Origin of the sequence: Enterobacter sp. BNK-22 (assembly GCF_048684805.1) — a bacterium.
GTDB lineage: Bacteria > Pseudomonadota > Gammaproteobacteria > Enterobacterales > Enterobacteriaceae > Enterobacter > Enterobacter quasiroggenkampii.
In genome coordinates this window covers 3,319,286-3,343,715 of sequence record NZ_JBLQTT010000001.1, presented here as the reverse complement: position 1 = coordinate 3,343,715, position 24,430 = coordinate 3,319,286, and the positions used below count along the sequence as shown (strand labels likewise).

The 24,430-nt window shown below is 53.3% G+C and carries 18 protein-coding genes and 5 tRNA genes; 20 read left to right on the top strand and 3 right to left on the bottom strand.

Annotated elements, in window-relative coordinates; all coding sequences use genetic code 11:
• Window positions 1-128: 128 nt before the first annotated feature.
• The 7 genes from eptB (at window position 129) to dppF (ending at window position 8,329) form a co-directional block, all read left to right on the top strand.
• Window positions 129-1,820, top strand: coding sequence for a kdo(2)-lipid A phosphoethanolamine 7''-transferase (gene eptB / locus ACMGGE_RS15805; RefSeq protein WP_045907857.1), 1,692 nt, complete (start codon window positions 129-131; stop codon window positions 1,818-1,820).
• A 91-nt stretch (window positions 1,821-1,911) separates the two neighbouring features.
• Window positions 1,912-1,988, top strand: a tRNA-Pro gene (locus tag ACMGGE_RS15800).
• Between the two features lie 620 nt (window positions 1,989-2,608).
• Window positions 2,609-4,216 carry a dipeptide ABC transporter periplasmic-binding protein DppA gene (gene dppA / locus ACMGGE_RS15795; RefSeq protein WP_045907856.1) on the top strand — a complete coding sequence of 536 codons (1,608 nt, stop codon included), beginning with the start codon at window positions 2,609-2,611 and terminating at the stop codon, window positions 4,214-4,216.
• Between the two features lie 177 nt (window positions 4,217-4,393).
• On the top strand, window positions 4,394-5,413 hold the full coding sequence (gene dppB, locus ACMGGE_RS15790; RefSeq protein WP_008502770.1) for a dipeptide ABC transporter permease DppB: 1,020 nt from the start codon (window positions 4,394-4,396) through the stop codon (window positions 5,411-5,413).
• 9 nt (window positions 5,414-5,422) lie between these two features.
• Window positions 5,423-6,325, top strand: a complete 903-nt coding sequence (dppC, locus tag ACMGGE_RS15785) for a dipeptide ABC transporter permease DppC (protein ID WP_008502771.1) — start codon at window positions 5,423-5,425, stop codon at window positions 6,323-6,325.
• Between the two features lie 10 nt (window positions 6,326-6,335).
• Window positions 6,336-7,319 (top strand): dipeptide ABC transporter ATP-binding protein, encoded by a 984-nt coding sequence (gene dppD / locus ACMGGE_RS15780; RefSeq protein ID WP_008502772.1) that lies wholly within the window; start codon window positions 6,336-6,338, stop codon window positions 7,317-7,319.
• Window positions 7,316-8,329 carry a dipeptide ABC transporter ATP-binding subunit DppF gene (gene dppF / locus ACMGGE_RS15775; RefSeq protein ID WP_008502773.1) on the top strand — a complete coding sequence of 338 codons (1,014 nt, stop codon included), beginning with the start codon at window positions 7,316-7,318 and terminating at the stop codon, window positions 8,327-8,329. Before dppD ends, dppF begins: the two co-directional genes overlap by 4 nt.
• 43 nt (window positions 8,330-8,372) lie before the next feature.
• Here the strand turns inward: dppF and coaA are convergent, their stop codons facing one another.
• On the bottom strand, window positions 8,373-9,323 hold the full coding sequence (gene coaA, locus ACMGGE_RS15770) for a type I pantothenate kinase (RefSeq protein WP_021242480.1): 951 nt from the start codon (window positions 9,321-9,323) through the stop codon (window positions 8,373-8,375).
• Between the two features lie 317 nt (window positions 9,324-9,640).
• Here coaA and ACMGGE_RS15765 point away from each other — a divergent pair.
• The 13 genes from ACMGGE_RS15765 (at window position 9,641) to rpoC (ending at window position 23,707) form a co-directional block, all read left to right on the top strand.
• Window positions 9,641-9,716 (top strand) — tRNA-Thr (locus tag ACMGGE_RS15765).
• A gap of 8 nt (window positions 9,717-9,724) precedes the next feature.
• A tRNA-Tyr gene (locus ACMGGE_RS15760) sits at window positions 9,725-9,809 on the top strand.
• Between the two features lie 117 nt (window positions 9,810-9,926).
• Window positions 9,927-10,001 (top strand) — tRNA-Gly (locus ACMGGE_RS15755).
• Window positions 10,002-10,007: 6 nt separating this feature from the next.
• Window positions 10,008-10,083: transfer RNA gene (locus ACMGGE_RS15750), tRNA-Thr, on the top strand.
• 118 nt (window positions 10,084-10,201) lie between these two features.
• Window positions 10,202-11,386 (top strand): elongation factor Tu, encoded by a 1,185-nt coding sequence (tuf, locus tag ACMGGE_RS15745; protein ID WP_014830236.1) that lies wholly within the window; start codon window positions 10,202-10,204, stop codon window positions 11,384-11,386.
• A 229-nt stretch (window positions 11,387-11,615) separates the two neighbouring features.
• Window positions 11,616-11,999, top strand: coding sequence for a preprotein translocase subunit SecE (secE, locus tag ACMGGE_RS15740; RefSeq protein WP_003862342.1), 384 nt, complete (start codon window positions 11,616-11,618; stop codon window positions 11,997-11,999).
• Window position 12,000: 1 nt separating this feature from the next.
• Entirely contained in the window at window positions 12,001-12,546 is a 546-nt protein-coding gene (nusG, locus tag ACMGGE_RS15735) for a transcription termination/antitermination protein NusG (RefSeq protein ID WP_003862341.1), read from the top strand.
• A gap of 155 nt (window positions 12,547-12,701) precedes the next feature.
• Window positions 12,702-13,130 carry a 50S ribosomal protein L11 gene (gene rplK / locus ACMGGE_RS15730; RefSeq protein WP_008503452.1) on the top strand — a complete coding sequence of 143 codons (429 nt, stop codon included), beginning with the start codon at window positions 12,702-12,704 and terminating at the stop codon, window positions 13,128-13,130.
• A gap of 3 nt (window positions 13,131-13,133) precedes the next feature.
• Window positions 13,134-13,838, top strand: a complete 705-nt coding sequence (rplA, locus tag ACMGGE_RS15725; protein ID WP_006810530.1) for a 50S ribosomal protein L1 — start codon at window positions 13,134-13,136, stop codon at window positions 13,836-13,838.
• A 291-nt stretch (window positions 13,839-14,129) separates the two neighbouring features.
• Window positions 14,130-14,627, top strand: coding sequence for a 50S ribosomal protein L10 (rplJ, locus tag ACMGGE_RS15720; RefSeq protein WP_003862338.1), 498 nt, complete (start codon window positions 14,130-14,132; stop codon window positions 14,625-14,627).
• 66 nt (window positions 14,628-14,693) lie between these two features.
• Window positions 14,694-15,059, top strand: a complete 366-nt coding sequence (rplL, locus tag ACMGGE_RS15715; protein ID WP_002445276.1) for a 50S ribosomal protein L7/L12 — start codon at window positions 14,694-14,696, stop codon at window positions 15,057-15,059.
• A gap of 319 nt (window positions 15,060-15,378) precedes the next feature.
• The gene (gene rpoB / locus ACMGGE_RS15710; RefSeq protein ID WP_045909524.1) at window positions 15,379-19,407 is read left to right on the top strand and encodes a DNA-directed RNA polymerase subunit beta; all 4,029 of its coding nucleotides are present in this window, start codon (window positions 15,379-15,381) and stop codon (window positions 19,405-19,407) included.
• A 76-nt stretch (window positions 19,408-19,483) separates the two neighbouring features.
• Entirely contained in the window at window positions 19,484-23,707 is a 4,224-nt protein-coding gene (rpoC, locus tag ACMGGE_RS15705) for a DNA-directed RNA polymerase subunit beta' (RefSeq protein ID WP_045909523.1), read from the top strand.
• Between the two features lie 57 nt (window positions 23,708-23,764).
• On the opposite strand, the gene ACMGGE_RS15700 is transcribed toward rpoC, so the two are convergent.
• Together ACMGGE_RS15700 and ACMGGE_RS15695 are read right to left on the bottom strand one after the other, a co-directional pair.
• Window positions 23,765-24,082, bottom strand: a complete 318-nt coding sequence (locus ACMGGE_RS15700; protein ID WP_008503455.1) for a PTS lactose/cellobiose transporter subunit IIA — start codon at window positions 24,080-24,082, stop codon at window positions 23,765-23,767.
• The gene (locus ACMGGE_RS15695; RefSeq protein WP_008503456.1) at window positions 24,082-24,390 is read right to left on the bottom strand and encodes a PTS sugar transporter subunit IIB; all 309 of its coding nucleotides are present in this window, start codon (window positions 24,388-24,390) and stop codon (window positions 24,082-24,084) included. The genes ACMGGE_RS15700 and ACMGGE_RS15695 overlap by 1 nt, the downstream gene beginning before the upstream one ends.
• Window positions 24,391-24,430 lie beyond the last annotated feature (40 nt).

The following is a 24,430-nucleotide window of genomic DNA, read 5'->3' as shown; positions in this document are numbered from 1 at the left end:
CCTTCCTCTGTGGTCTACTTACCACGCCTGTCGTCGTTTCACTGAACGATCCCCTGTGCGTATATGTAATCTGCCCACGTAATAATCAGCGTGGGCGGTGGTACTGTCCCTTGTTCCGGGTAGCTTGCATGAAATACATTAAATCGATGGCGCAACAAAAGCTCTGCTTTTTGCTGGCGTTGTACATCGGCCTGTTTATGAATGGCGCAGTTTTTTTTCGTCGGTTTGACGGTTATGCGCATGATTTTACCGTCTGGAAAGGAATTGCAGCGGTTGTCGAATTGGTCGCTGCGGTACTGGTCACCTTCTTTTTATTCCGTATTCTTACTCTGTTTGGCCGTCGCGTGTGGCGAGTGCTGGCAACGTTTATCGTGCTGTGCTCGGCGGGTGCCAGCTATTACATGACCTTTATGAACGTGGTGATTGGCTACGGCATTATTGCCTCGGTGATGACCACGGATATCGACCTCTCTAAAGAGGTTGTTGGGCTCCACTTTATTCTCTGGCTGGTGGCCGTCAGCGCCTTGCCGCTGCTGCTCATCTGGAGCAACCGCTGCCGCTACACGCTGGTTCACCAGATCCGCACGCCCGGAAAGCGATTCAGAAGCGTCGCCGTGGTGCTGCTGGCGGGCCTGATGGTCTGGGGGCCGATTCGCCTGCTGGAAGTGAAGCAGAAGAATGATGAGCGTACCTCCGGCGTGGATCTGCCAAGCTATGGCGGTGTGGTCGCCAACTCGTATTTGCCGTCTAATTGGATCTCCGCGCTGGGGCTGTATGCGTGGGCGCAGGTGGATGAGTCCTCGGATAATAAGTCGCTGATAAACCCGGCAAAGAAATTTACCTATGTTGCGCCAAAGGATATCGACGATACCTATGTCGTCTTTATTATCGGAGAGACCACTCGCTGGGATCATATGGGTATTCTCGGCTATAACCGAGATACCACGCCGAAACTGGCGCAGGAAAAGAACCTGATTGCCTATCGTGGCTATTCCTGTGATACCGCCACCAAGCTCTCCCTGCGCTGCATGTTTGTGCGCGAGGGCGGGGCGAGCGACAACCCGCAGCGTACGCTGAAAGAGCAAAACGTCTTCTCGGTGCTGCATCAGCTTGGATTTACGTCTGACCTCTATGCGATGCAGAGCGAGATGTGGTTCTACAGCAACACCATGGCGCAAAACATTTCCTACCGCGAGCAGATTGGCGCAGAGGCGCGCAACCGTGGAAAACCTGTCGATGACATGCTGCTGATTGATGAGATGAAACTCTCCCTCAACGGTAAGCCTGATGGCAAGCACATGATCATCCTGCATACCAAAGGGTCGCACTTTAATTACACCCAACGCTATCCGCGTAGCTTTGCCAAATGGACGCCGGAATGTGTCGGGGTGGATAAAGACTGCACCAAAGCGCAGCTGATTAACTCCTACGACAACTCCGTAATGTATGTGGATCACTTTATTGATACGGTGATTGACCAGGTTCGTGATAAGAAAGCGATCGTCTTCTATGCGGCGGACCACGGTGAATCCATCAATGAATACGAGCATCTGCACGGTACGCCACGCAAGATGGCGCCGCCGGAGCAGTTCCGCGTGCCAATGATGGTGTGGATGTCCGACAAGTATCTGGAAGACCCGGAGAAAGCGAAGATGTTTGCTCAGCTGAAGAAAGAGGCGGAGATGAAGGTGCCGCGTCGTCACGTTGAGCTGTATGACACCATCATGGGGTGTCTCGGCTATACCTCACCGGATGGTGGAATTAACGAAAACAACAACTGGTGTAAACTCCCCGATAACAGCGCAAAAGCCGCGCAGTAGCTGCTCTGGCGAGAATATCGCCAGTTGAATGGCTTTTTGAAAATAAGGGATTGACGGGGGCGCACCTCAGCAGTAAGATGCGCTCCGCATTCGGCGAGTAGCGCAGCTTGGTAGCGCAACTGGTTTGGGACCAGTGGGTCGGAGGTTCGAATCCTCTCTCGCCGACCACATTCTGAAAAGGGCTAACCGCAAGGTTAGCCCTTTTTGCATTATGACCTTATCTCACCAGAGTATCCAAAACGCCTGTTAGACTGGCTTCTCCCTGTCTGTTAACGATTTTGTGACATAATCCATTGTATTTTTTTATATATAGATTGATCTTTTTTCGCGTTGCTTATGGATAACCTCAGCATTTTTCGCTGTGCGTTTTAACGTTCGCGGTATTTAGTGCTCAGATAATCACCATTCTGCAAGAAAATTTACCCATTCTGAATAAAAGTTAATCACTGATTGTGGCGAAATAGGGAGAGAGTTGTGCTGCAACATGGCGAGTAGCATAAATTTCCCTGCTGAAAACTGGCGCTCATGGTTTTTTTAATCTTTGTTTGCGGTTTCTCACACTCAGCGTAAATCCCCGTCACCTGTATTGACGTTTTCACATTCTGTTGACAGATTGTAGGGCATGAGGGGCATTTCAGGGACGATCTGCGCTGCAACTCAAACGCTCTTCTGAAAGGATTCTCCATCCCTTTAACGCCTTCGGGCACCTCCGACCGGACCGGGTAAAAAATAAATAAAGGTCTGGCGGCGTAACACAACAAAGCAAAACATCACATTGGAGCAGAATAATGAGTATTTCCTTGAAGAAGTCAGGGATGCTGAAGCTTGGTCTGAGCCTGGTGGCTATGACCGTGGCAGCAAGCGTACAGGCAAAAACCCTGGTTTACTGTTCTGAAGGCTCGCCGGAAGGCTTTAACCCACAGCTCTTTACCTCTGGTACGACGTACGACGCAAGCTCTGTACCGATCTATAACCGTCTGGTTGAATTCAAAACTGGCACCACGGAAGTGATTCCGGGTCTGGCTGAGAAGTGGGACGTCAGCGAAGACGGTAAAACCTATACCTTCCACCTGCGCCAGGGCGTGAAGTGGCAGGACAGCAAAGATTTCAAACCAACGCGCGACTTTAATGCCGACGACGTTGTGTTCTCCTTCGACCGTCAGAAAAACGCCCAGAACCCGTACCACAAAGTCTCTGGCGGCAGCTATGAATACTTCGAAGGGATGGGCCTGCCGGATCTGATCTCTGAAGTGAAAAAAGTGGACGATAATACCGTTCAGTTCGTGCTGACGCGTCCTGAAGCGCCGTTCCTGGCTGACCTGGCCATGGACTTCGCCTCTATTCTTTCCAAAGAGTACGCGGACAACATGCTGAAAGCCGGTACGCCGGAGAAAGTCGACCTGAACCCAATCGGTACCGGTCCATTCCAGCTGCTGCAGTACCAGAAAGACTCCCGTATTCTGTATAAAGCGTTCGAAGGCTACTGGGGCACCAAGCCGAAGATTGACCGTCTGGTCTTCTCCATCACGCCTGATGCGTCCGTACGTTATGCAAAACTGCAGAAAAACGAATGCCAGGTGATGCCATACCCGAACCCGGCAGACATCGCCCGCATGAAGCAGGACAAGAACATCAACCTGCTGGAGCAGGCTGGCCTGAACGTGGGCTATCTCTCCTTCAACACCGAGAAGAAACCGTTTGATGACGTGAAAGTGCGTCAGGCGCTGACCTACGCGGTGAACAAAGAAGCGATTATCAAGGCGGTTTACCAGGGCGCTGGCGTTGCAGCCAAAAACCTGATCCCACCAACCATGTGGGGCTATAACGACGACGTTAAAGACTACTCCTACGATCCTGAGAAAGCGAAAGCGCTGCTGAAAGAAGCGGGCCAGGATAAAGGCTTCACCGTCGAGCTGTGGGCGATGCCGGTACAGCGTCCGTACAACCCGAACGCACGCCGTATGGCAGAAATGGTTCAGGCTGACTGGGCTAAGATTGGCGTTCAGGCCAAGATTGTGACCTACGAGTGGGGCGAGTACCTGAAGCGCGCCAAAGCGGGTGAGCACCAGGCAGTCATGATGGGCTGGACCGGTGATAACGGGGATCCGGACAACTTCTTCGCCACCCTGTTCAGCTGCGCGGCGGCAAAAGACGGTTCTAACTACTCTCGCTGGTGCTACAAGCCGTTTGAAGACCTGATCCAGCCGGCGCGTGCGACCGACGATCACAACAAACGTATTGAACTGTACAAGCAGGCACAGGTTGTTATGCACGATCAGGCTCCGGCGCTGATTGTTGCTCACTCCACCGTGTACGAGCCAGTGCGTAAAGAAGTGAAAGGCTACGTGGTTGATCCACTGGGCAAACACCACTTCGAAAACGTATCGGTTGAATAATTAAAAGCAACGCCAGGCGGCGCTGCGCTTGCACTGGCCTACGGTCTGTAGGTTGGGTAAGCGTAGCGCCACCCGGCAGCAGTGCTTAATTCTCTCTCTGAAAGGAGAGGGGATAAGATTTGTGAGCAATACAGACGTCACGCCACTGGTCGTGCGTCATCAGAGAGAATCCGGGTTATGTTGCAGTTCATCCTCCGACGTCTGGGACTTGTTATCCCCACGTTTATCGGTATCACCCTTCTCACTTTTGCCTTCGTCCATATGATCCCCGGCGACCCGGTAATGATTATGGCGGGCGAGCGTGGTATTTCCCCTGAGCGCCATGCACAGCTGCTGGCTGAACTCGGTCTCGATAAGCCGATGTGGCAGCAGTATCTCCACTATATCTGGGGCGTGCTGCACGGTGATTTAGGGATTTCGTTGAAAAGCCGTCTTCCGGTGTGGGACGAGTTCGTGCCGCGTTTTAAAGCGACACTGGAGCTTGGCGTCTGCGCCATGATTTTCGCCACCGCGGTGGGTATCCCTGTTGGGGTACTGGCTGCCGTCAAGCGTGGCTCTATTTTTGACCATACCGCCGTGGGCCTCGCGCTGACCGGCTACTCCATGCCTATCTTCTGGTGGGGCATGATGCTGATCATGCTGGTCTCGGTGCAGCTTAACCTGACACCAGTTTCCGGGCGCGTCAGCGATATGGTCTTCCTGGACGACTCCAACCCGCTCACCGGCTTTATGCTGATTGATACGGCTATCTGGGGTGAAGAGGGCAACTTCATGGATGCCGTCGCGCATATGATCCTGCCTGCCATGGTGCTGGGCACCATTCCTCTGGCGGTGATCGTCCGTATGACCCGTTCATCGATGCTGGAAGTGCTGGGTGAGGATTACATCCGCACCGCCCGCGCCAAGGGCCTGACGCGTATGCGCGTCATTATCGTCCATGCGCTGCGTAACGCCATGCTGCCGGTAGTGACCGTTATCGGTCTCCAGGTGGGAACGTTGCTGGCGGGGGCGATCCTGACCGAAACCATCTTCTCCTGGCCGGGCCTGGGCCGCTGGCTGATTGACGCGCTGCAGCGCCGTGACTATCCGGTTGTGCAGGGCGGTGTACTGCTGGTCGCGACGATGATTATCCTCGTCAACCTGCTGGTCGATTTGCTCTACGGCGTGGTGAACCCGCGTATTCGTCATAAGAAGTAAGGGGCCATCATGTCACAGGTTTCTGAAAACAAAGTTGTTGCTGCACCGGTTCCGATGACGCCGATGCAGGAGTTCTGGCACTACTTCAAGCGCAACAAAGGCGCGGTGGTGGGGCTGGTGTATGTCGCTATCATGATCCTGATTGCGGTGTTCGCAAACGTGCTGGCGCCGTATAACCCGGCGGATCAGTTCCGCGATGCGCTGCTCGCCCCGCCTGCCTGGCAGGACGGCGGTAGCCTGGCGCACCTGCTGGGGACCGATGATGTGGGCCGCGATGTGCTGTCGCGTCTGATGTACGGTGCGCGCCTGTCGCTGCTGGTCGGCTGTCTGGTGGTGGTGTTATCCCTGATTATGGGGATCGTACTGGGTCTGGTTGCCGGTTACTTCGGCGGCATTGTTGATAACATCATCATGCGTATCGTCGACATCATGCTGGCGCTGCCAAGCCTGCTGCTGGCGCTGGTGCTGGTGGCGATCTTCGGGCCGTCGATCGGTAACGCCGCCCTGGCGCTGACGTTCGTGGCGCTTCCTCACTACGTGCGTTTAACCCGCGCGGCGGTGCTGGTGGAAGTGAACCGCGACTACGTCACGGCGTCTCGCGTAGCGGGGGCCGGTGCGATGCGCCAGATGTTTGTCAATATCTTCCCGAACTGCCTTGCGCCGCTGATTGTTCAGGCGTCGCTCGGTTTCTCTAACGCCATTCTTGATATGGCCGCTCTTGGCTTCCTGGGCATGGGTGCGCAGCCGCCAACACCGGAGTGGGGCACCATGCTCTCCGACGTGTTGCAGTTCGCACAAAGCGCCTGGTGGGTTGTCACCTTCCCGGGTCTGGCAATCCTGCTGACGGTGCTGGCATTTAACCTGATGGGTGATGGCCTGCGTGATGCGCTTGATCCCAAACTGAAGCAGTAAGAGGCACGAGATGGCGTTATTAAATGTAGATAAATTATCGGTGCACTTCGGCGATGAAGGCACCCCGTTTCGCGCCGTGGACCGCATCAGCTACAGCGTCAATCAGGGCGAAGTGGTGGGTATCGTTGGGGAGTCCGGTTCCGGTAAATCCGTCAGCTCGCTGGCGATCATGGGGCTGATTGATTACCCGGGCCGCGTGATGGCGGAAAACCTGCAGTTCAACGGTCAGGACCTGAAGCGAATTTCTGAAAAACAGCGCCGCCAGCTGGTGGGCGCGGAAGTGGCGATGATTTTCCAGGATCCGATGACCAGCCTGAACCCGTGCTACACCGTCGGTTTCCAGATTATGGAAGCGATTAAGGTGCACCAGGGCGGGAATAAGAAAACCCGTCGTCAGCGGGCGATCGATCTCCTGAACCAGGTGGGTATTCCTGACCCGGCTTCGCGTCTGGACGTTTACCCGCACCAGCTTTCCGGCGGGATGAGCCAGCGCGTGATGATCGCCATGGCAATTGCCTGTCGGCCAAAGCTGCTGATTGCGGATGAACCGACGACGGCGCTGGATGTGACCATTCAGGCACAAATCATCGAGCTGCTGCTGGAGCTGCAGCAAAAAGAGAATATGGCGCTGGTGCTGATTACGCACGATCTGGCGCTGGTGGCCGAAGCCGCGCACAAAATCATCGTGATGTATGCCGGCCAGGTGGTCGAGACCGGAAATTCGCACGATATCTTCCGCGCGCCGCGTCACCCGTATACCCAGGCGCTTTTACGCGCGCTGCCGGAGTTTGCTCAGGATAAAGCGCGTCTGGCATCGCTGCCGGGTGTGGTGCCGGGTAAATATGACCGTCCGCAGGGCTGTCTGCTCAATCCACGCTGTCCGTATGCGACGGACAAATGCCGGGCGGAAGAGCCAGAGCTGAACCAGCTGGCTGACGGTCGTCAGTCGAAATGCCACTACCCACTCGATGATGCCGGGAGGCCAACACTATGAGTACGCAACAGGCCACCACGCAACAGCCGCTGTTGCAGGCCATCGACCTGAAAAAATATTACCCGGTGAAGAAGGGACTGTTTGCCCCTGAACGCCTGGTGAAAGCGCTGGACGGCGTCTCCTTTAACCTCGAACGCGGTAAAACGCTGGCGGTGGTGGGAGAGTCAGGCTGCGGGAAATCGACGCTGGGCCGTCTGCTGACGATGATTGAAGTGCCGACTGGCGGTGAGCTTTATTATCAGGGCCAGGATCTGCTCAAGCACGATCCGCAGGCGCAGAAGCTGCGTCGCCAGAAAATCCAGATTGTGTTCCAGAACCCGTATGGTTCTTTGAACCCGCGTAAAAAAGTGGGGCAGATTCTGGAAGAACCGCTGCTGATTAACAGCAATCTGAGCAAAGAGCAGCGCCGTGAAAAAGCGCTGGCGATGATGGCGAAGGTCGGCCTCAAAACCGAGCATTACGACCGCTATCCGCACATGTTCTCCGGTGGCCAGCGTCAGCGTATCGCCATCGCACGCGGTCTGATGCTTGACCCGGACGTGGTGATTGCCGATGAGCCGGTGTCGGCGCTCGACGTCTCCGTGCGGGCGCAGGTGCTGAACCTGATGATGGATCTGCAGCAGGAGCTGGGACTCTCTTACGTGTTCATCTCCCACGACCTGTCGGTGGTGGAGCATATTGCCGATGAAGTGATGGTGATGTACCTGGGGCGCTGCGTGGAGAAGGGGACCAAAGACCAGATCTTTAATAACCCTCGCCACCCGTACACCCAGGCGCTGCTGTCCGCGACGCCGCGTCTGAACCCGGACGATCGTCGTGAGCGTATTAAGCTGACGGGAGAGCTGCCAAGCCCGCTGAATCCGCCGCCGGGATGTGCATTCAACGCCCGCTGCAGCCGTCGCTTTGGCCCCTGCACCCAGCTACAGCCGCAGCTGAAGGAGTATGGCGGCCAACTGGTGGCCTGCTTTGCGGTCGATCAGGATGAAAACGGCGAGAAGCCACACGCATAATGAAAAAAACCGGCGCTAAGCCGGTTTTTTTATGTCTGCTTTATTATTTCCGCAGGCGAATCTGGTCAACGGCGTGCTTCTCGCTCTTGGTGAGGATCAGGCTCGCACGCTCGCGCGTCGGCAGGATGTTCTCTTTGAGGTTCACGTAATTGATCTCATTCCACAGCCCCGTCGCCACATTGATCGCTTCTTCTTCAGAAAGCTGAGCATAGTGGTGGAAATAGGAGTCCGGATCGGTGAACGCCCCTTCGCGGAACTTCAGAAAGCGGTTGATGTACCAGTTCTGCAGCAGGTCTTCCGGCGCATCGACGTAAATAGAGAAATCGACGAAATCCGAGACAAAGACGTGATGCGGGTCGTGAGGATAGTCCATGCCGCTTTGCAGCACGTTCAGACCTTCCAGAATGAGAATATCCGGCTGGACCACCGTTTTATCCCCACCCGGGATGCGATCGTAGATCAGGTGCGAATAGACCGGCGCTGTCACGTGAGGCACGCCGGATTTCAGGTCGGAGACAAATTTCACCAGACGGTGCATATCATAAGAGAGCGGGAAGCCTTTCTTCTTCATCAGCCCGCGTTCTTTTAAGACTTCGTTTGGATGCAGGAAGCCGTCGGTCGTGATCAGCTCCACGCTGCGGTGTTCCGGCCAGCGGCTCAACAGCGCCTGCAGAACGCGTGCGGTGGTACTTTTACCCACGGCCACGCTGCCTGCGATACTAATGATATAAGGAATGCGTTGACCGTTCGTCCCGAGAAACTGCTCCAGCACCGCCTGACGACGCAGGTTCGAGCTGATATAGAAGTTAAGCAAGCGAGAGAGGGGGAGATAAATTTCTGCCACCTCTTCAAGGGACAGATCTTCGTTTATCCCTTTTAACCGTGCGATTTCACCTTCCGTCAGCGTCATAGGGACGGAATCACGCAGGGCAGCCCACTGGCTGCGGTTAAAGTGAAGATAAGGCGTCATTAACGTTTGCTCTTTTTTGCTCATAAGCATGCTTCAGTGAGCCAGCGCTATACTGCCGGATCGTGGCTCATCACACAGTTAATTTTGGACAATGGGCAGGAGGTTAACACCAGATGGCAGGAATAATAAGAAAAAAGATGGATAGCGCTGCGTTACGCGGAAGCCGTCACGCTATGGTGTATATAGTGTAAATCACGCGTGCATGTTGATTATTTGACCCGCAATGACTACTTTTACAGCGCTTAGCGCTTCGTTCGCATAAAATGTGAGCGAAAGAACGTTTTATGCAAATTTTTAGTTGCATGACCGCGCAGGTATCCATAGAATGCGCGCTACTTGATGCCGACTTAGCTCAGTAGGTAGAGCAACTGACTTGTAATCAGTAGGTCACCAGTTCGATTCCGGTAGTCGGCACCATCAAGTCCGGTGGGGTTCCCGAGCGGCCAAAGGGAGCAGACTGTAAATCTGCCGTCACAGACTTCGAAGGTTCGAATCCTTCCCCCACCACCACTTTCTGGCAGCGTAAATGCCGCCGGAGCTGGTTGGAAAAATTAGCCAGCTCAAACTGAAAAAGAGAGAAATCTCTTTTTTTGTTACAGAAAGAACTGGGTAGCCGAGTTTCAGGATGCGGGCATCGTATAATGGCTATTACCTCAGCCTTCCAAGCTGATGATGCGGGTTCGATTCCCGCTGCCCGCTCCAATACGTGCTGATATGGCTCAGTTGGTAGAGCGCACCCTTGGTAAGGGTGAGGTCCCCAGTTCGACTCTGGGTATCAGCACCACTTCACTTCTCCTTCCCGTTTCTCTCTGTTTCAATTTTACTGTATTCAACAATTCAGGCATTTCGCCTGGTTGATGTGGTGATATCACCGATTTATCCGTGTCTTAGAGGGACAATCGATGTCTAAAGAAAAGTTTGAACGTACAAAACCGCACGTTAACGTCGGTACTATCGGCCACGTTGACCATGGTAAAACAACGCTGACCGCTGCAATCACTACCGTTCTGGCAAAAACCTACGGTGGTTCTGCTCGTGCATTCGACCAGATCGATAACGCACCAGAAGAAAAAGCTCGTGGTATCACCATCAACACCTCTCACGTTGAGTACGACACCCCGACTCGCCACTACGCACACGTAGACTGCCCAGGCCACGCCGACTATGTTAAAAACATGATCACCGGTGCTGCGCAGATGGACGGCGCGATCCTGGTTGTTGCTGCGACTGACGGCCCAATGCCTCAGACTCGTGAGCACATCCTGCTGGGTCGTCAGGTAGGCGTTCCTTACATCATCGTGTTCCTGAACAAGTGCGACATGGTTGATGACGAAGAGCTGCTGGAACTGGTAGAGATGGAAGTTCGTGAACTGCTGTCTCAGTACGATTTCCCAGGCGACGATACCCCAATCGTTCGTGGTTCTGCTCTGAAAGCGCTGGAAGGCGACGCAGAGTGGGAAGCGAAAATCATCGAACTGGCTGGTTTCCTGGATTCTTACATCCCAGAACCAGAGCGTGCGATTGACAAGCCATTCCTGCTGCCAATCGAAGACGTATTCTCCATCTCCGGTCGTGGTACCGTTGTTACCGGTCGTGTAGAGCGCGGTATCATCAAAGTTGGTGAAGAAGTTGAAATCGTTGGTATCAAAGAGACTGCGAAGTCTACCTGTACTGGCGTTGAAATGTTCCGCAAACTGCTGGACGAAGGCCGTGCTGGTGAGAACGTTGGTGTTCTGCTGCGTGGTATCAAACGTGAAGAAATCGAACGTGGTCAGGTTCTGGCTAAGCCAGGCTCAATCAAGCCGCACACCAAGTTCGAATCTGAAGTGTACATCCTGTCCAAAGACGAAGGCGGCCGTCATACTCCGTTCTTCAAAGGCTACCGTCCACAGTTCTACTTCCGTACTACTGACGTGACCGGTACCATCGAACTGCCAGAAGGCGTTGAGATGGTAATGCCAGGCGACAACATCAAGATGGTTGTGACGCTGATCCACCCAATCGCGATGGACGACGGTCTGCGTTTCGCAATCCGTGAAGGTGGCCGTACCGTTGGCGCGGGCGTGGTTGCTAAAGTTCTCGGCTAATTGCTGATAACATTTGACGCAATGCGCAATAAAAGGGCATCATTTGATGCCCTTTTTGCACGCTTTCACGTCAGAACCTGGCTCATCAGTGATTATTTTTGTCATAATCATTGCTGAGACAGGCTCTGCAGAGAGCGTATAATTCGAAAAGCGAATTAGCATTTCGATTTGGTTTGCCTCGCAATCGCGGGGTGAAAATGTTTGTAGAATACTTCTGACAGGTTGGTTTATGAGTGCGAATACCGAAGCTCAAGGGAGCGGGCGCGGCCTGGAAGCGATGAAATGGGTAGTAGTAGCCGTTCTGCTGATCGTAGCGATTGTCGGCAACTACCTTTATCGTGACATGATGCTGCCGCTACGCGCGCTTGCAGTGGTAATTCTGATTGCTGCAGCGGGTGGTGTCGCGCTGTTGACGACGAAAGGCAAAGCGACTGTCGCTTTTGCTCGCGAAGCGCGTACCGAAGTCCGTAAGGTAATTTGGCCGACTCGCCAGGAAACATTGCACACCACGCTGATCGTAGCGGCGGTTACCGCTGTAATGTCACTGATCCTGTGGGGACTGGATGGTATTCTGGTTCGCCTGGTATCCTTTATCACTGGCCTGAGGTTCTGAGATGTCTGAAGCCCCTAAAAAGCGCTGGTACGTCGTTCAGGCGTTTTCCGGTTTTGAAGGCCGCGTAGCAACGTCGCTGCGTGAGCATATCAAATTACACAACATGGAAGAGTTATTTGGCGAAGTTATGGTTCCGACCGAAGAAGTGGTCGAGATCCGTGGCGGCCAGCGTCGCAAAAGCGAACGCAAATTCTTCCCGGGTTACGTGCTGGTTCAGATGGTGATGAACGACGCGAGCTGGCACCTGGTGCGCAGCGTACCGCGCGTGATGGGCTTTATCGGCGGCACGTCTGACCGTCCGGCGCCAATCAGCGACAAAGAAGTGGATGCGATTATGAACCGCCTGCAGCAGGTTGGTGATAAGCCGCGTCCGAAAACGCTGTTTGAACCGGGTGAAATGGTGCGTGTTAATGACGGTCCGTTTGCTGACTTTAACGGCGTCGTTGAAGAAGTGGACTACGAGAAGTCCCGCCTGAAAGTTTCTGTATCTATCTTCGGTCGTGCGACCCCGGTAGAACTGGACTTTGCTCAGGTCGAAAAAGCCTAAGCAGCGATCAAAAAAGCGACGATTTAATCGTTGCACAGGGCGCGAGATTGGAATACAATTTCGCGCCTTTTGTTTTTATGGGCCCGGCCCGTAAAACGAATTTTATTCACGGGGAGCCTCGCTGAGGCGCTATTACCCAATCAGAGGATTTTAGAATGGCTAAGAAAGTACAAGCCTACGTCAAGCTGCAGGTTGCAGCTGGTATGGCGAACCCAAGTCCACCAGTTGGTCCAGCTCTGGGTCAGCAGGGTGTGAACATCATGGAATTCTGTAAAGCGTTCAACGCAAAAACTGAATCCCTGGAAAAAGGTCTGCCAATCCCAGTCGTAATCACTGTTTACGCTGACCGTTCTTTCACTTTCGTTACCAAAACCCCTCCAGCAGCAGTTCTGCTGAAGAAAGCGGCTGGTATCAAGTCTGGTTCCGGTAAACCGAACAAAGACAAAGTGGGTAAAATTTCCCGCGCTCAGCTGCAGGAAATCGCGCAGACCAAAGCTGCCGACATGACTGGTGCCGACATTGAAGCGATGACTCGCTCAATCGAAGGTACTGCACGTTCCATGGGCCTGGTAGTGGAGGACTAAGAAATGGCTAAACTGACCAAGCGCATGTCCGTGATCCGTGACAAAGTTGATGCGACCAAACAGTACGACATCAACGAAGCTATCGCTCTGCTGAAAGAACTGGCAACTGCTAAGTTCGTTGAAAGCGTTGACGTTGCCGTTAACCTGGGCATCGACGCGCGTAAATCTGATCAGAACGTTCGTGGCGCAACTGTACTGCCACACGGTACTGGCCGTTCCGTACGTGTAGCTGTATTTGCTCAGGGTGCAAACGCTGAAGCTGCTAAAGCTGCCGGCGCTGAACTGGTAGGTATGGAAGATCTGGCTGATCAGATCAAGAAAGGCGAAATGAACTTTGACGTTGTTATTGCTTCTCCAGATGCAATGCGCGTTGTTGGCCAGCTGGGCCAGGTTCTGGGTCCACGCGGCCTGATGCCAAACCCGAAAGTGGGTACTGTAACTCCTAACGTTGCTGAAGCGGTTAAGAACGCTAAAGCAGGTCAGGTTCGTTATCGTAACGACAAAAACGGCATCATCCACACCACCATCGGTAAAGTGGACTTTGACGCTGACAAACTGAAAGAAAACCTGGAAGCTCTGCTGGTTGCGCTGAAAAAAGCAAAACCAACTCAGGCGAAAGGCGTGTACATCAAGAAAGTTAGCATCTCCACCACCATGGGTGCAGGTGTTGCAGTTGACCAGGCTGGCCTGAGCGCTGCTGCAAACTAATGCCTTTACGTGGGCGGTGATTTTGTCTACAATCTTACCCCCACGTTTGCTAACAAAAGTTAGCGGCTAAAAGATTTGTTCGTTGGAGCCTGGCCTAATCCAGGCCTCCGTCGAAGACCGCAGGTGTTTCGCAAGAGACTTAATCCCCTGCGTAGACGGTGACAGAACGCTAAGATTATTTTTGGATACTCTGGCTTGTTTCTGCTCACCGTATTAAGACGCTCTTTCCGTTGGGAAGAGTGAAGTGAGTTCCGGAACATGAGTTCCGGCAAACATCCAGGAGCAAAGCTAATGGCTTTAAATCTTCAAGACAAACAAGCGATTGTTGCTGAAGTCAGCGAAGTAGCCAAAGGCGCGCTGTCTGCAGTAGTTGCGGATTCCCGTGGCGTTACTGTAGACAAAATGACTGAACTGCGTAAAGCAGGTCGTGAAGCTGGCGTATACATGCGTGTTGTTCGTAACACCCTGCTGCGCCGCGTAGTTGAAGGTACTCAGTTCGAGTGCCTGAAAGACACGTTTGTTGGTCCGACCCTGATTGCATACTCTATGGAACACCCGGGCGCTGCTGCTCGTCTGTTCAAAGAGTTCGCGAAAGCGAATGCAAAATTTGAGGTCAAAGCTGCAGCCTTTGAAGGTGAGTTGATCCCGGCATCGCAAATCGATCGCCTGGCAACCCTGCCGACCTACGAAGAAGCAATTGCACGCCTGATGGCAACCATGAAAGAAGCTGCGGCTGGCAAACTGGTTCGCACTCTGGCTGCTGTACGCGATGCGAAAGAAGCTGCTTAATCGCAGTTATCTTTATAAAGCATTTGCTTACGTATAAACTTATTCTGATTTTCAGGAACAATTTAAATGTCTATCACTAAAGATCAAATCATTGAAGCAGTAGCAGCTATGTCCGTAATGGACGTTGTAGAGCTGGTTTCTGCAATGGAAGAAAAATTCGGTGTTTCTGCTGCTGCTGCTGTAGCTGTAGCTGCGGGCCCGGCTGAAGCTGCTGAAGAAAAAACTGAATTCGACGTAATTCTGAAAGCTGCTGGCGCGAACAAAGTTGCTGTTATCAAAGCAGTACGTGGCGCAACTGGCCTGGGTCTGAAAGAAGCTAAAGACCTGGTAGAATCTGCTCCAGCTGCGCTGAAAGAAGGCGTGAGCAAAGACGACGCAGAAGCACTGAAAAAATCTCTGGAAGAAGCTGGCGCTGAAGTTGAAGTTAAATAAGCCAACTTTTCTGGTTGCAGCCTAAGTCATTAGGCTGATGGCTGGTGACTTTTTAGTCACCAGCCTTTTTGCGCTGTAAGGCATCAGTAGCATTTCACACTGTTTGACTGCTGATTGTCCTGACAATGCATGTTTCTATCGACGACTTAATATATTGCGACAGGGTGCTCGCTCTGTGTAAATCGCGACGAAATGATTTAAGCGTGATAGCAACAGGTATTGCGGAAAGTATTCAATTTTCCGGTCCACAAAATGGTGTTGCACAAACTGTCCCTTCGTCGGACAGATGGGTCGACTTGTCAGCGAGCTGAGGAACCCTATGGTTTACTCCTATACCGAGAAAAAACGTATTCGTAAGGATTTTGGTAAACGTCCACAAGTTCTGGACATTCCATATCTCCTTTCTATCCAGCTTGACTCGTTCCAGAAGTTTATCGAGCAAGATCCTGAAGGGCAGTACGGTCTGGAAGCAGCCTTCCGCTCCGTGTTCCCGATTCAGAGCTACAGCGGTAACTCCGAGCTGCAGTACGTCAGCTACCGCCTTGGCGAACCGGTGTTTGACGTTCAGGAATGTCAGATCCGTGGCGTGACCTATTCCGCACCGCTGCGCGTAAAACTGCGTCTGGTGATCTACGAGCGCGAAGCGCCGGAAGGCACCGTAAAAGACATTAAAGAACAAGAAGTCTACATGGGTGAAATTCCACTCATGACTGACAACGGTACTTTCGTTATCAACGGTACTGAGCGTGTTATCGTTTCCCAGCTGCATCGTAGCCCGGGCGTCTTCTTCGACAGCGATAAAGGTAAAACACACTCTTCCGGTAAAGTACTGTATAACGCACGCATCATTCCTTACCGTGGTTCCTGGCTGGACTTCGAGTTCGATCCAAAAGACAACCTGTTTGTCCGTATCGACCGTCGTCGTAAACTGCCTGCAACCATCATTCTGCGTGCACTGAACTATACCACTGAGCAGATCCTGGACCTGTTCTTTGAGAAAGTGATCTTTGAAATCCGCGACAACAAGCTGCAGATGGAGCTGGTGCCGGAACGTCTGCGTGGTGAGACCGCGTCGTTCGACATCGAAGCCGACGGCAAAGTGTATGTGGAAAAAGGTCGCCGTATCACCGCGCGCCACATCCGCCAGCTGGAAAAAGATGATATCAAACACATCGAAGTTCCGGTTGAATACATTGCAGGAAAAGTAGCCGCGAAAGATTACGTTGATGAATCAACTGGCGAGCTGATCTGCCCGGCGAACATGGAGCTGAGCCTGGATCTGCTGGCTAAGCTGAGTCAGGCTGGCCACAAACGTATCGAAACGCTGTTCACCAACGATTTGGACCACGGTCCGTACATCTCTGAGACTGTACGCGTCGACCCAACGACCGATCGTCTGAGTGCGCTGGTTGAAATCTACCGCATGATGCGTCCTGGTGAGCCACCAACTCGCGAAGCGGCGGAAAGCCTGTTCGAGAATCTGTTCTTCTCCGAAGACCGCTACGATCTGTCTGCGGTTGGTCGTATGAAGTTCAACCGTTCTCTGCTGCGCGACGAAATTGAAGGTTCCGGTATCCTGAGCAAAGACGACATCATCGAAGTGATGAAGAAGCTCATCGATATCCGTAACGGTAAAGGCGAAGTGGACGATATCGACCACCTCGGCAACCGTCGTATCCGTTCCGTCGGCGAAATGGCGGAAAACCAGTTCCGCGTTGGCCTGGTGCGTGTAGAGCGTGCGGTGAAAGAGCGTCTGTCTCTGGGCGATCTGGATACCCTGATGCCTCAGGATATGATCAACGCCAAGCCGATTTCTGCAGCAGTGAAAGAGTTCTTTGGTTCCAGCCAGCTGTCTCAGTTCATGGACCAGAACAACCCGCTGTCTGAGATTACGCACAAACGTCGTATCTCTGCACTCGGCCCAGGCGGTCTGACCCGTGAACGTGCAGGCTTTGAAGTTCGAGACGTACACCCGACGCACTACGGTCGCGTATGTCCAATCGAAACGCCTGAAGGTCCAAACATCGGTCTGATCAACTCCCTGTCCGTGTACGCACAGACGAACGAATACGGTTTCCTTGAGACGCCGTACCGTAAAGTGACTGACGGTGTTGTAACCGACGAAATTCACTACCTGTCTGCTATCGAAGAAGGCAACTACGTTATCGCTCAGGCGAACTCCAACCTGGATGACGAAGGCCACTTTGTAGAAGATCTGGTGACCTGCCGTAGCAAAGGCGAATCCAGCTTGTTCAGCCGCGACCAGGTTGACTACATGGACGTATCCACCCAGCAGGTGGTATCCGTCGGTGCGTCCCTGATCCCGTTCCTGGAACACGATGACGCCAACCGTGCATTGATGGGTGCGAACATGCAACGTCAGGCCGTTCCAACTCTGCGCGCTGATAAGCCGCTGGTTGGTACCGGTATGGAACGTGCTGTTGCCGTTGACTCCGGTGTTACTGCAGTTGCTAAGCGTGGCGGTACCGTTCAGTACGTCGACGCATCCCGTATCGTTATCAAAGTTAACGAAGACGAGATGTATCCGGGCGAAGCAGGTATCGACATTTATAACCTGACCAAATACACCCGTTCTAACCAGAACACCTGTATCAACCAGATGCCTTGCGTATCTCTGGGTGAGCCAGTTGAGCGCGGCGACGTGCTGGCAGACGGTCCGTCCACCGACCTCGGTGAACTGGCGCTCGGTCAGAACATGCGCGTAGCGTTCATGCCGTGGAACGGTTACAACTTCGAAGACTCCATCCTCGTCTCCGAGCGTGTGGTTCAGGAAGATCGTTTCACCACCATCCACATTCAGGAACTGGCATGTGTGTCCCGTGACACCAAGCTGGGGCCAGAAGAGATCACCGCTGACATCCCTAACGTGGGTGAAGCTGCGCTCTCCAAACTGGATGAATCCGGTATCGTTTACATCGGTGCGGAAGTGACCGGCGGCGACATTCTGGTAGGTAAGGTTACGCCTAAAGGTGAAACCCAGCTGACGCCAGAAGAGAAACTGCTGCGTGCCATCTTCGGTGAGAAAGCGTCTGACGTTAAAGACTCTTCTCTGCGCGTACCAAACGGTGTTTCCGGTACGGTTATCGACGTTCAGGTCTTCACTCGTGACGGCGTTGAGAAAGATAAGCGTGCGCTGGAAATCGAAGAGATGCAGCTCAAACAGGCTAAGAAAGACCTGTCTGAAGAACTGCAGATCCTCGAAGCGGGTCTGTTCAGCCGTATCTATGCGGTGCTGGTTGCCGGTGGCGTTGAAGCTGAGAAGCTCGACAAACTGCCACGCGATCGCTGGCTGGAACTGGGCCTGACCGACGAAGAGAAACAAAATCAGCTGGAACAGCTGGCTGAGCAGTATGACGAACTGAAACACGAGTTCGAGAAAAAACTCGAAGCGAAACGCCGCAAAATCACTCAGGGCGACGATCTGGCACCAGGCGTGCTGAAGATTGTTAAGGTGTATCTGGCTGTTAAACGTCAGATCCAGCCTGGTGATAAGATGGCAGGTCGTCACGGTAACAAGGGTGTTATCTCTAAGATCAACCCGATCGAAGATATGCCGCACGATGCTAACGGTACGCCGGTAGATATCGTACTGAACCCACTGGGCGTACCGTCTCGTATGAACATTGGTCAGATCCTGGAAACTCACCTGGGTATGGCTGCGAAAGGCATCGGCGACAAGATTAACGCCATGCTGAAACAGCAGCAGGAAGTCGCGAAACTGCGCGAATTCATCCAGCGTGCCTACGATCTGGGTACCGACGTGCGTCAGAAAGTCGACCTGAACACCTTCAGCGATGAAGAAGTGCTGCGTCTGGCAGAAAACCTGCGCAAAGGTATGCCAATTGCAACGCCGGTATTCGACGGTGCAAAAGAAGCTGAAATTAAAGAGCTGCTGCAACTGGGTGGTCTGCCAACGTCTGGTCAGATTACGCTGTTTGACGGCCGTACCGGTGAACAGTTCGAACGTCCGGTAACCGTAGGTTACATGTACATGCTGAAACTGAACCACCTGGTCGACGACAAGATGCACGCTCGTTCTACCGGTTCTTACAGCCTGGTTACTCAGCAGCCGCTGGGTGGTAAGGCACAGTTCGGTGGTCAGCGCTTCGGGGAGATGGAAGTGTGGGCGCTGGAAGCATACGGCGCGGCATACACCCTGCAGGAAATGCTCACCGTTAAGTCTGATGACGTGAACGGTCGTACCAAGATGTATAAAAACATCGTGGACGGCAACCATCAGATGGAACCGGGCATGCCAGAATCCTTCAACGTACTGTTGAAAGAGATTCGTTCGCTGGGTATCAACATCGAACTGGAAGACGAGTAATTCTCGCTCAAACAGGTCACTGGTGCCGGGTTAATCCCCGGCACCGGATTGTGCTAACTCCGACGGGAGCAAATCCGTGAAAGATTTATTAAAGTTTCTGAAAGCGCAGACTAAAACCGAAGAGTTTGATGCGATCAAAATTGCTCTGGCTTCGCCAGACATGATCCGTTCATGGTCTTTCGGTGAAGTTAAAAAGCCGGAAACCATCAACTACCGTACGTTCAAACCTGAGCGTGACGGCCTTTTCTGTGCGCGTATTTTCGGGCCAGTAAAAGATTACGAGTGCCTGTGCGGTAAGTACAAGCGCCTGAAACACCGTGGTGTGATCTGTGAGAAGTGCGGCGTTGAAGTGACCCAGACCAAAGTACGCCGTGAGCGTATGGGCCACATCGAGCTGGCGTCCCCAACTGCTCACATCTGGTTCCTGAAATCCCTGCCGTCCCGTATCGGTCTGCTGCTGGATATGCCGCTGCGTGATATCGAACGTGTTCTGTACTTCGAATCTTATGTGGTTATCGAAGGCGGGATGACGAACCTGGAACGTCATCAGATCCTGACTGAAGAGCAGTATCTGGACGCGCTGGAAGAGTTCGGTGACGAATTCGACGCGAAGATGGGTGCGGAAGCTATTCAGGCCCTGCTGAAGAGCATGGATCTGGAGCAAGAGTGCGAGCAGCTGCGTGAAGAGCTGAACGAAACCAACTCCGAAACCAAGCGTAAAAAGCTGACCAAGCGTATCAAACTGCTGGAAGCGTTCGTTCAGTCTGGTAACAAACCAGAGTGGATGATCCTGACCGTTCTGCCGGTTCTGCCGCCAGATCTGCGTCCACTGGTTCCGCTGGATGGTGGTCGTTTCGCAACGTCCGATCTGAACGATCTGTATCGTCGCGTGATCAACCGTAACAACCGTCTGAAACGTCTGCTGGATCTGGCTGCGCCGGACATCATCGTACGCAACGAAAAACGTATGCTGCAGGAAGCGGTAGATGCCCTGCTGGATAACGGTCGTCGTGGTCGTGCGATCACCGGTTCTAACAAACGTCCTCTGAAATCTTTGGCCGACATGATCAAAGGTAAACAGGGTCGTTTCCGTCAGAACCTGCTCGGTAAGCGTGTTGACTACTCCGGTCGTTCTGTAATCACCGTAGGTCCATACCTGCGTCTGCATCAGTGCGGTCTGCCGAAGAAAATGGCACTGGAGCTGTTCAAACCGTTCATCTACGGCAAGCTGGAACTGCGTGGCCTGGCCACCACCATCAAAGCCGCGAAGAAAATGGTTGAGCGTGAAGAAGCCGTCGTTTGGGATATCCTGGACGAAGTGATCCGCGAACACCCGGTACTGCTGAACCGTGCACCAACCCTGCACCGTCTGGGTATCCAGGCATTTGAGCCGGTCCTGATCGAAGGTAAAGCTATCCAGCTGCACCCGCTGGTTTGTGCGGCATATAACGCCGACTTCGATGGTGACCAGATGGCTGTTCACGTACCGCTGACGCTGGAAGCCCAGCTCGAAGCGCGTGCGCTGATGATGTCTACCAACAACATCCTGTCTCCAGCGAACGGTGAGCCAATCATTGTTCCTTCTCAGGACGTTGTACTGGGTCTGTACTACATGACCCGTGACTGTGTTAACGCCAAAGGCGAAGGCATGGTGCTGACTGGCCCGAAAGAAGCTGAGCGTATTTATCGCGCTGGCCTGGCCTCTCTGCATGCGCGCGTTAAAGTGCGTATCACCGAATACGAAAAAGATGCAAACGGCGAATTCGTTGCGAAAACCAGCCTGAAAGACACGACCGTTGGCCGTGCCATTCTGTGGATGATCGTACCGAAAGGTCTGCCTTTCTCCATCGTCAACCAGGCGCTGGGCAAGAAAGCGATCTCCAAAATGCTGAACACCTGTTACCGCATTCTGGGTCTGAAGCCGACCGTTATCTTCGCTGACCAGACAATGTACACCGGCTTTGCGTATGCAGCGCGTTCAGGTGCATCTGTTGGTATCGATGACATGGTCATCCCAGAGAAGAAACACGAGATCATCTCTGAAGCGGAAGCTGAAGTTGCTGAGATCCAGGAGCAGTTCCAGTCTGGTCTGGTTACCGCGGGCGAACGCTATAACAAAGTTATCGATATCTGGGCCGCGGCGAACGATCGTGTATCCAAAGCGATGATGGATAACCTGCAGACCGAAACCGTGATTAACCGTGACGGCGTAGAAGAGCAGCAGGTTTCCTTCAACAGCATCTACATGATGGCCGACTCCGGTGCGCGTGGTTCTGCAGCACAGATTCGTCAGCTGGCAGGTATGCGTGGTCTGATGGCGAAGCCAGATGGCTCCATCATCGAAACGCCAATCACCGCGAACTTCCGTGAAGGTCTGAACGTACTCCAGTACTTCATCTCCACGCACGGTGCGCGTAAAGGTCTGGCGGATACCGCACTGAAAACAGCGAACTCCGGTTATCTGACGCGTCGTCTGGTTGACGTTGCGCAGGACCTGGTTGTGACCGAAGACGATTGTGGCACCCTCGAAGGTATCACCATGACCCCGGTTATCGAGGGTGGTGATGTTAAAGAGCCACTGCGCGATCGCGTTCTGGGTCGTGTAACCGCGGAAGACATTCTGAAGCCGGGTACGGCAGACATTCTGGTTCCACGCAACACGCTGCTGCATGAGCACTGGTGTGACCTGCTGGAAGCAAACTCTGTTGACTCCGTGAAAGTCCGTTCCGTTGTATCCTGTGACACCGACTTTGGTGTATGTGCACACTGCTACGGTCGTGACCTGGCGCGTGGCCACATCATCAACAAAGGTGAAGCCATCGGCGTTATCGCGGCACAGTCCATCGGTGAGCCGGGTACACAGCTGACGATGCGTACGTTCCACATCGGTGGTGCGGCATCTCGTGCGGCTGCTGAATCCAGCATCCAGGTGAAAAACAAAGGTAGCATCAAGCTCAGCAACGCGAAGTCGGTTGTGAACTCCAGCGGTAAACTGGTTATCACTTCCCGTAACACCGAGCTGAAGCTGATCGACGAATTCGGTCGTACCAAAGAGAGCTATAAAGTGCCTTACGGTGCGGTTATGGCGAAAGGTGATGGCGAGCAGGTTGCCGGCGGTGAAACCGTTGCAAACTGGGATCCACACACCATGCCGGTTATCACCGAAGTAAGTGGTTTCATCCGCTTCACTGACATGATTGACGGCCAGACCATTACTCGTCAGACCGACGAGCTGACCGGTCTGTCTTCTCTGGTGGTTCTGGATTCTGCTGAACGTACTACTGGTGGTAAAGATCTGCGTCCTGCACTGAAAATCGTTGATGCTCAGGGTAACGACGTTCTGATCCCTGGTACCGATATGCCTGCGCAGTACTTCCTGCCGGGTAAAGCGATTGTACAGCTGGAAGATGGCGTACAGATCAGCTCTGGTGACACCCTGGCGCGTATTCCTCAGGAATCCGGCGGTACCAAGGACATCACCGGTGGTCTGCCACGCGTTGCGGATCTGTTCGAAGCGCGTCGTCCGAAAGAGCCTGCAATCCTGGCTGAAATCAGCGGTATCATCTCCTTCGGTAAAGAGACCAAAGGTAAACGCCGTCTGGTTATCACACCAGTAGATGGCAGCGAACCGTACGAAGAGATGATTCCTAAGTGGCGTCAGCTCAACGTGTTCGAAGGTGAACGTGTAGAACGTGGTGACGTGGTTTCCGATGGTCCAGAAGCTCCGCACGACATTCTGCGTCTTCGTGGCGTACACGCGGTAACGCGTTACATCACCAACGAAGTACAGGACGTTTACCGTCTGCAGGGCGTTAAGATTAACGATAAGCACATTGAAGTTATCGTTCGTCAGATGCTGCGTAAAGCAACCATCGAAAACGCGGGCAGCTCCGAGTTCCTGGAAGGCGAGCAGGTTGAATACTCACGCGTCAAGATCGCTAACCGCGAACTGGAAGCGAACGGCAAAATCGGTGCGACCTTCTCGCGCGATCTGCTGGGTATCACCAAAGCGTCTCTGGCAACCGAGTCCTTCATCTCTGCAGCATCGTTCCAGGAAACGACTCGTGTCCTGACCGAAGCCGCTGTTGCAGGTAAACGTGATGAACTGCGCGGTCTGAAAGAGAACGTTATCGTGGGTCGTCTGATCCCGGCTGGTACCGGTTATGCGTACCATCAGGATCGTATGCGTCGTCGTGCTGCGGGCGAACTGCCAGCTGCACCGCAGGTGACTGCTGAAGATGCATCCGCGAGCCTGGCAGAACTGCTGAACGCAGGTCTGGGTGGTTCCGACAACGAGTAATCGTTGAGCCGCTAATAAAAAACCCGCCTCGGCGGGTTTTTTTACATCTGCATGTTTTCAATTCACTAACGGGATCCGGCGATAAAGCTCAATCATATCGCCTGCCAGGTCCTGAATGACCATGGCGTTCATCAGGTGATCCTGAGAGTGGACGGTGATCAGGTTAACCGGAAGCTTCCCGGTCCCCTCATCAAGACCAATAAGCTGCGTCTGTATGGTGTGCGCATGTTTCACATATTCACGCGACTCTTCCATCGCTTTTTCAGCTTCGTCAAACTCACCTTTACGCGCCATCTGCAACGCCGTCAGGGCCGCACTGCGCGCTGCACCTGCGTTAACAAGCAGTTCCATAATCGTGGTTTCTAAGTCTTCCATTATGACTCCAGAAGTTTGAGCGCTTTATCCAGTACGGCATCACCTTTCATCATGCCGTAATCCATCATGTCGATCACCGCGACCTTTTTACCTAACGGGTCGGCCTGTGCCTGTAATTTAGCCTGCTCGTATTTAACCTGTGGCCCCAGTAATACGATGTCGGCCGTCGCGATGTTGTCTTTAAACTCCGCAACCGGAACGGCTTTAATGGTGACTTCAACCCCTTTTTTCTGCGCGGCGTCTTTCATACGTTGAACCAGCATGCTGGTTGACATTCCCGCTGCACAGCATAAAACGATGTTCTTCATAATCAGCCTCGATCTACATGTGTTTATTGATAATTATCCC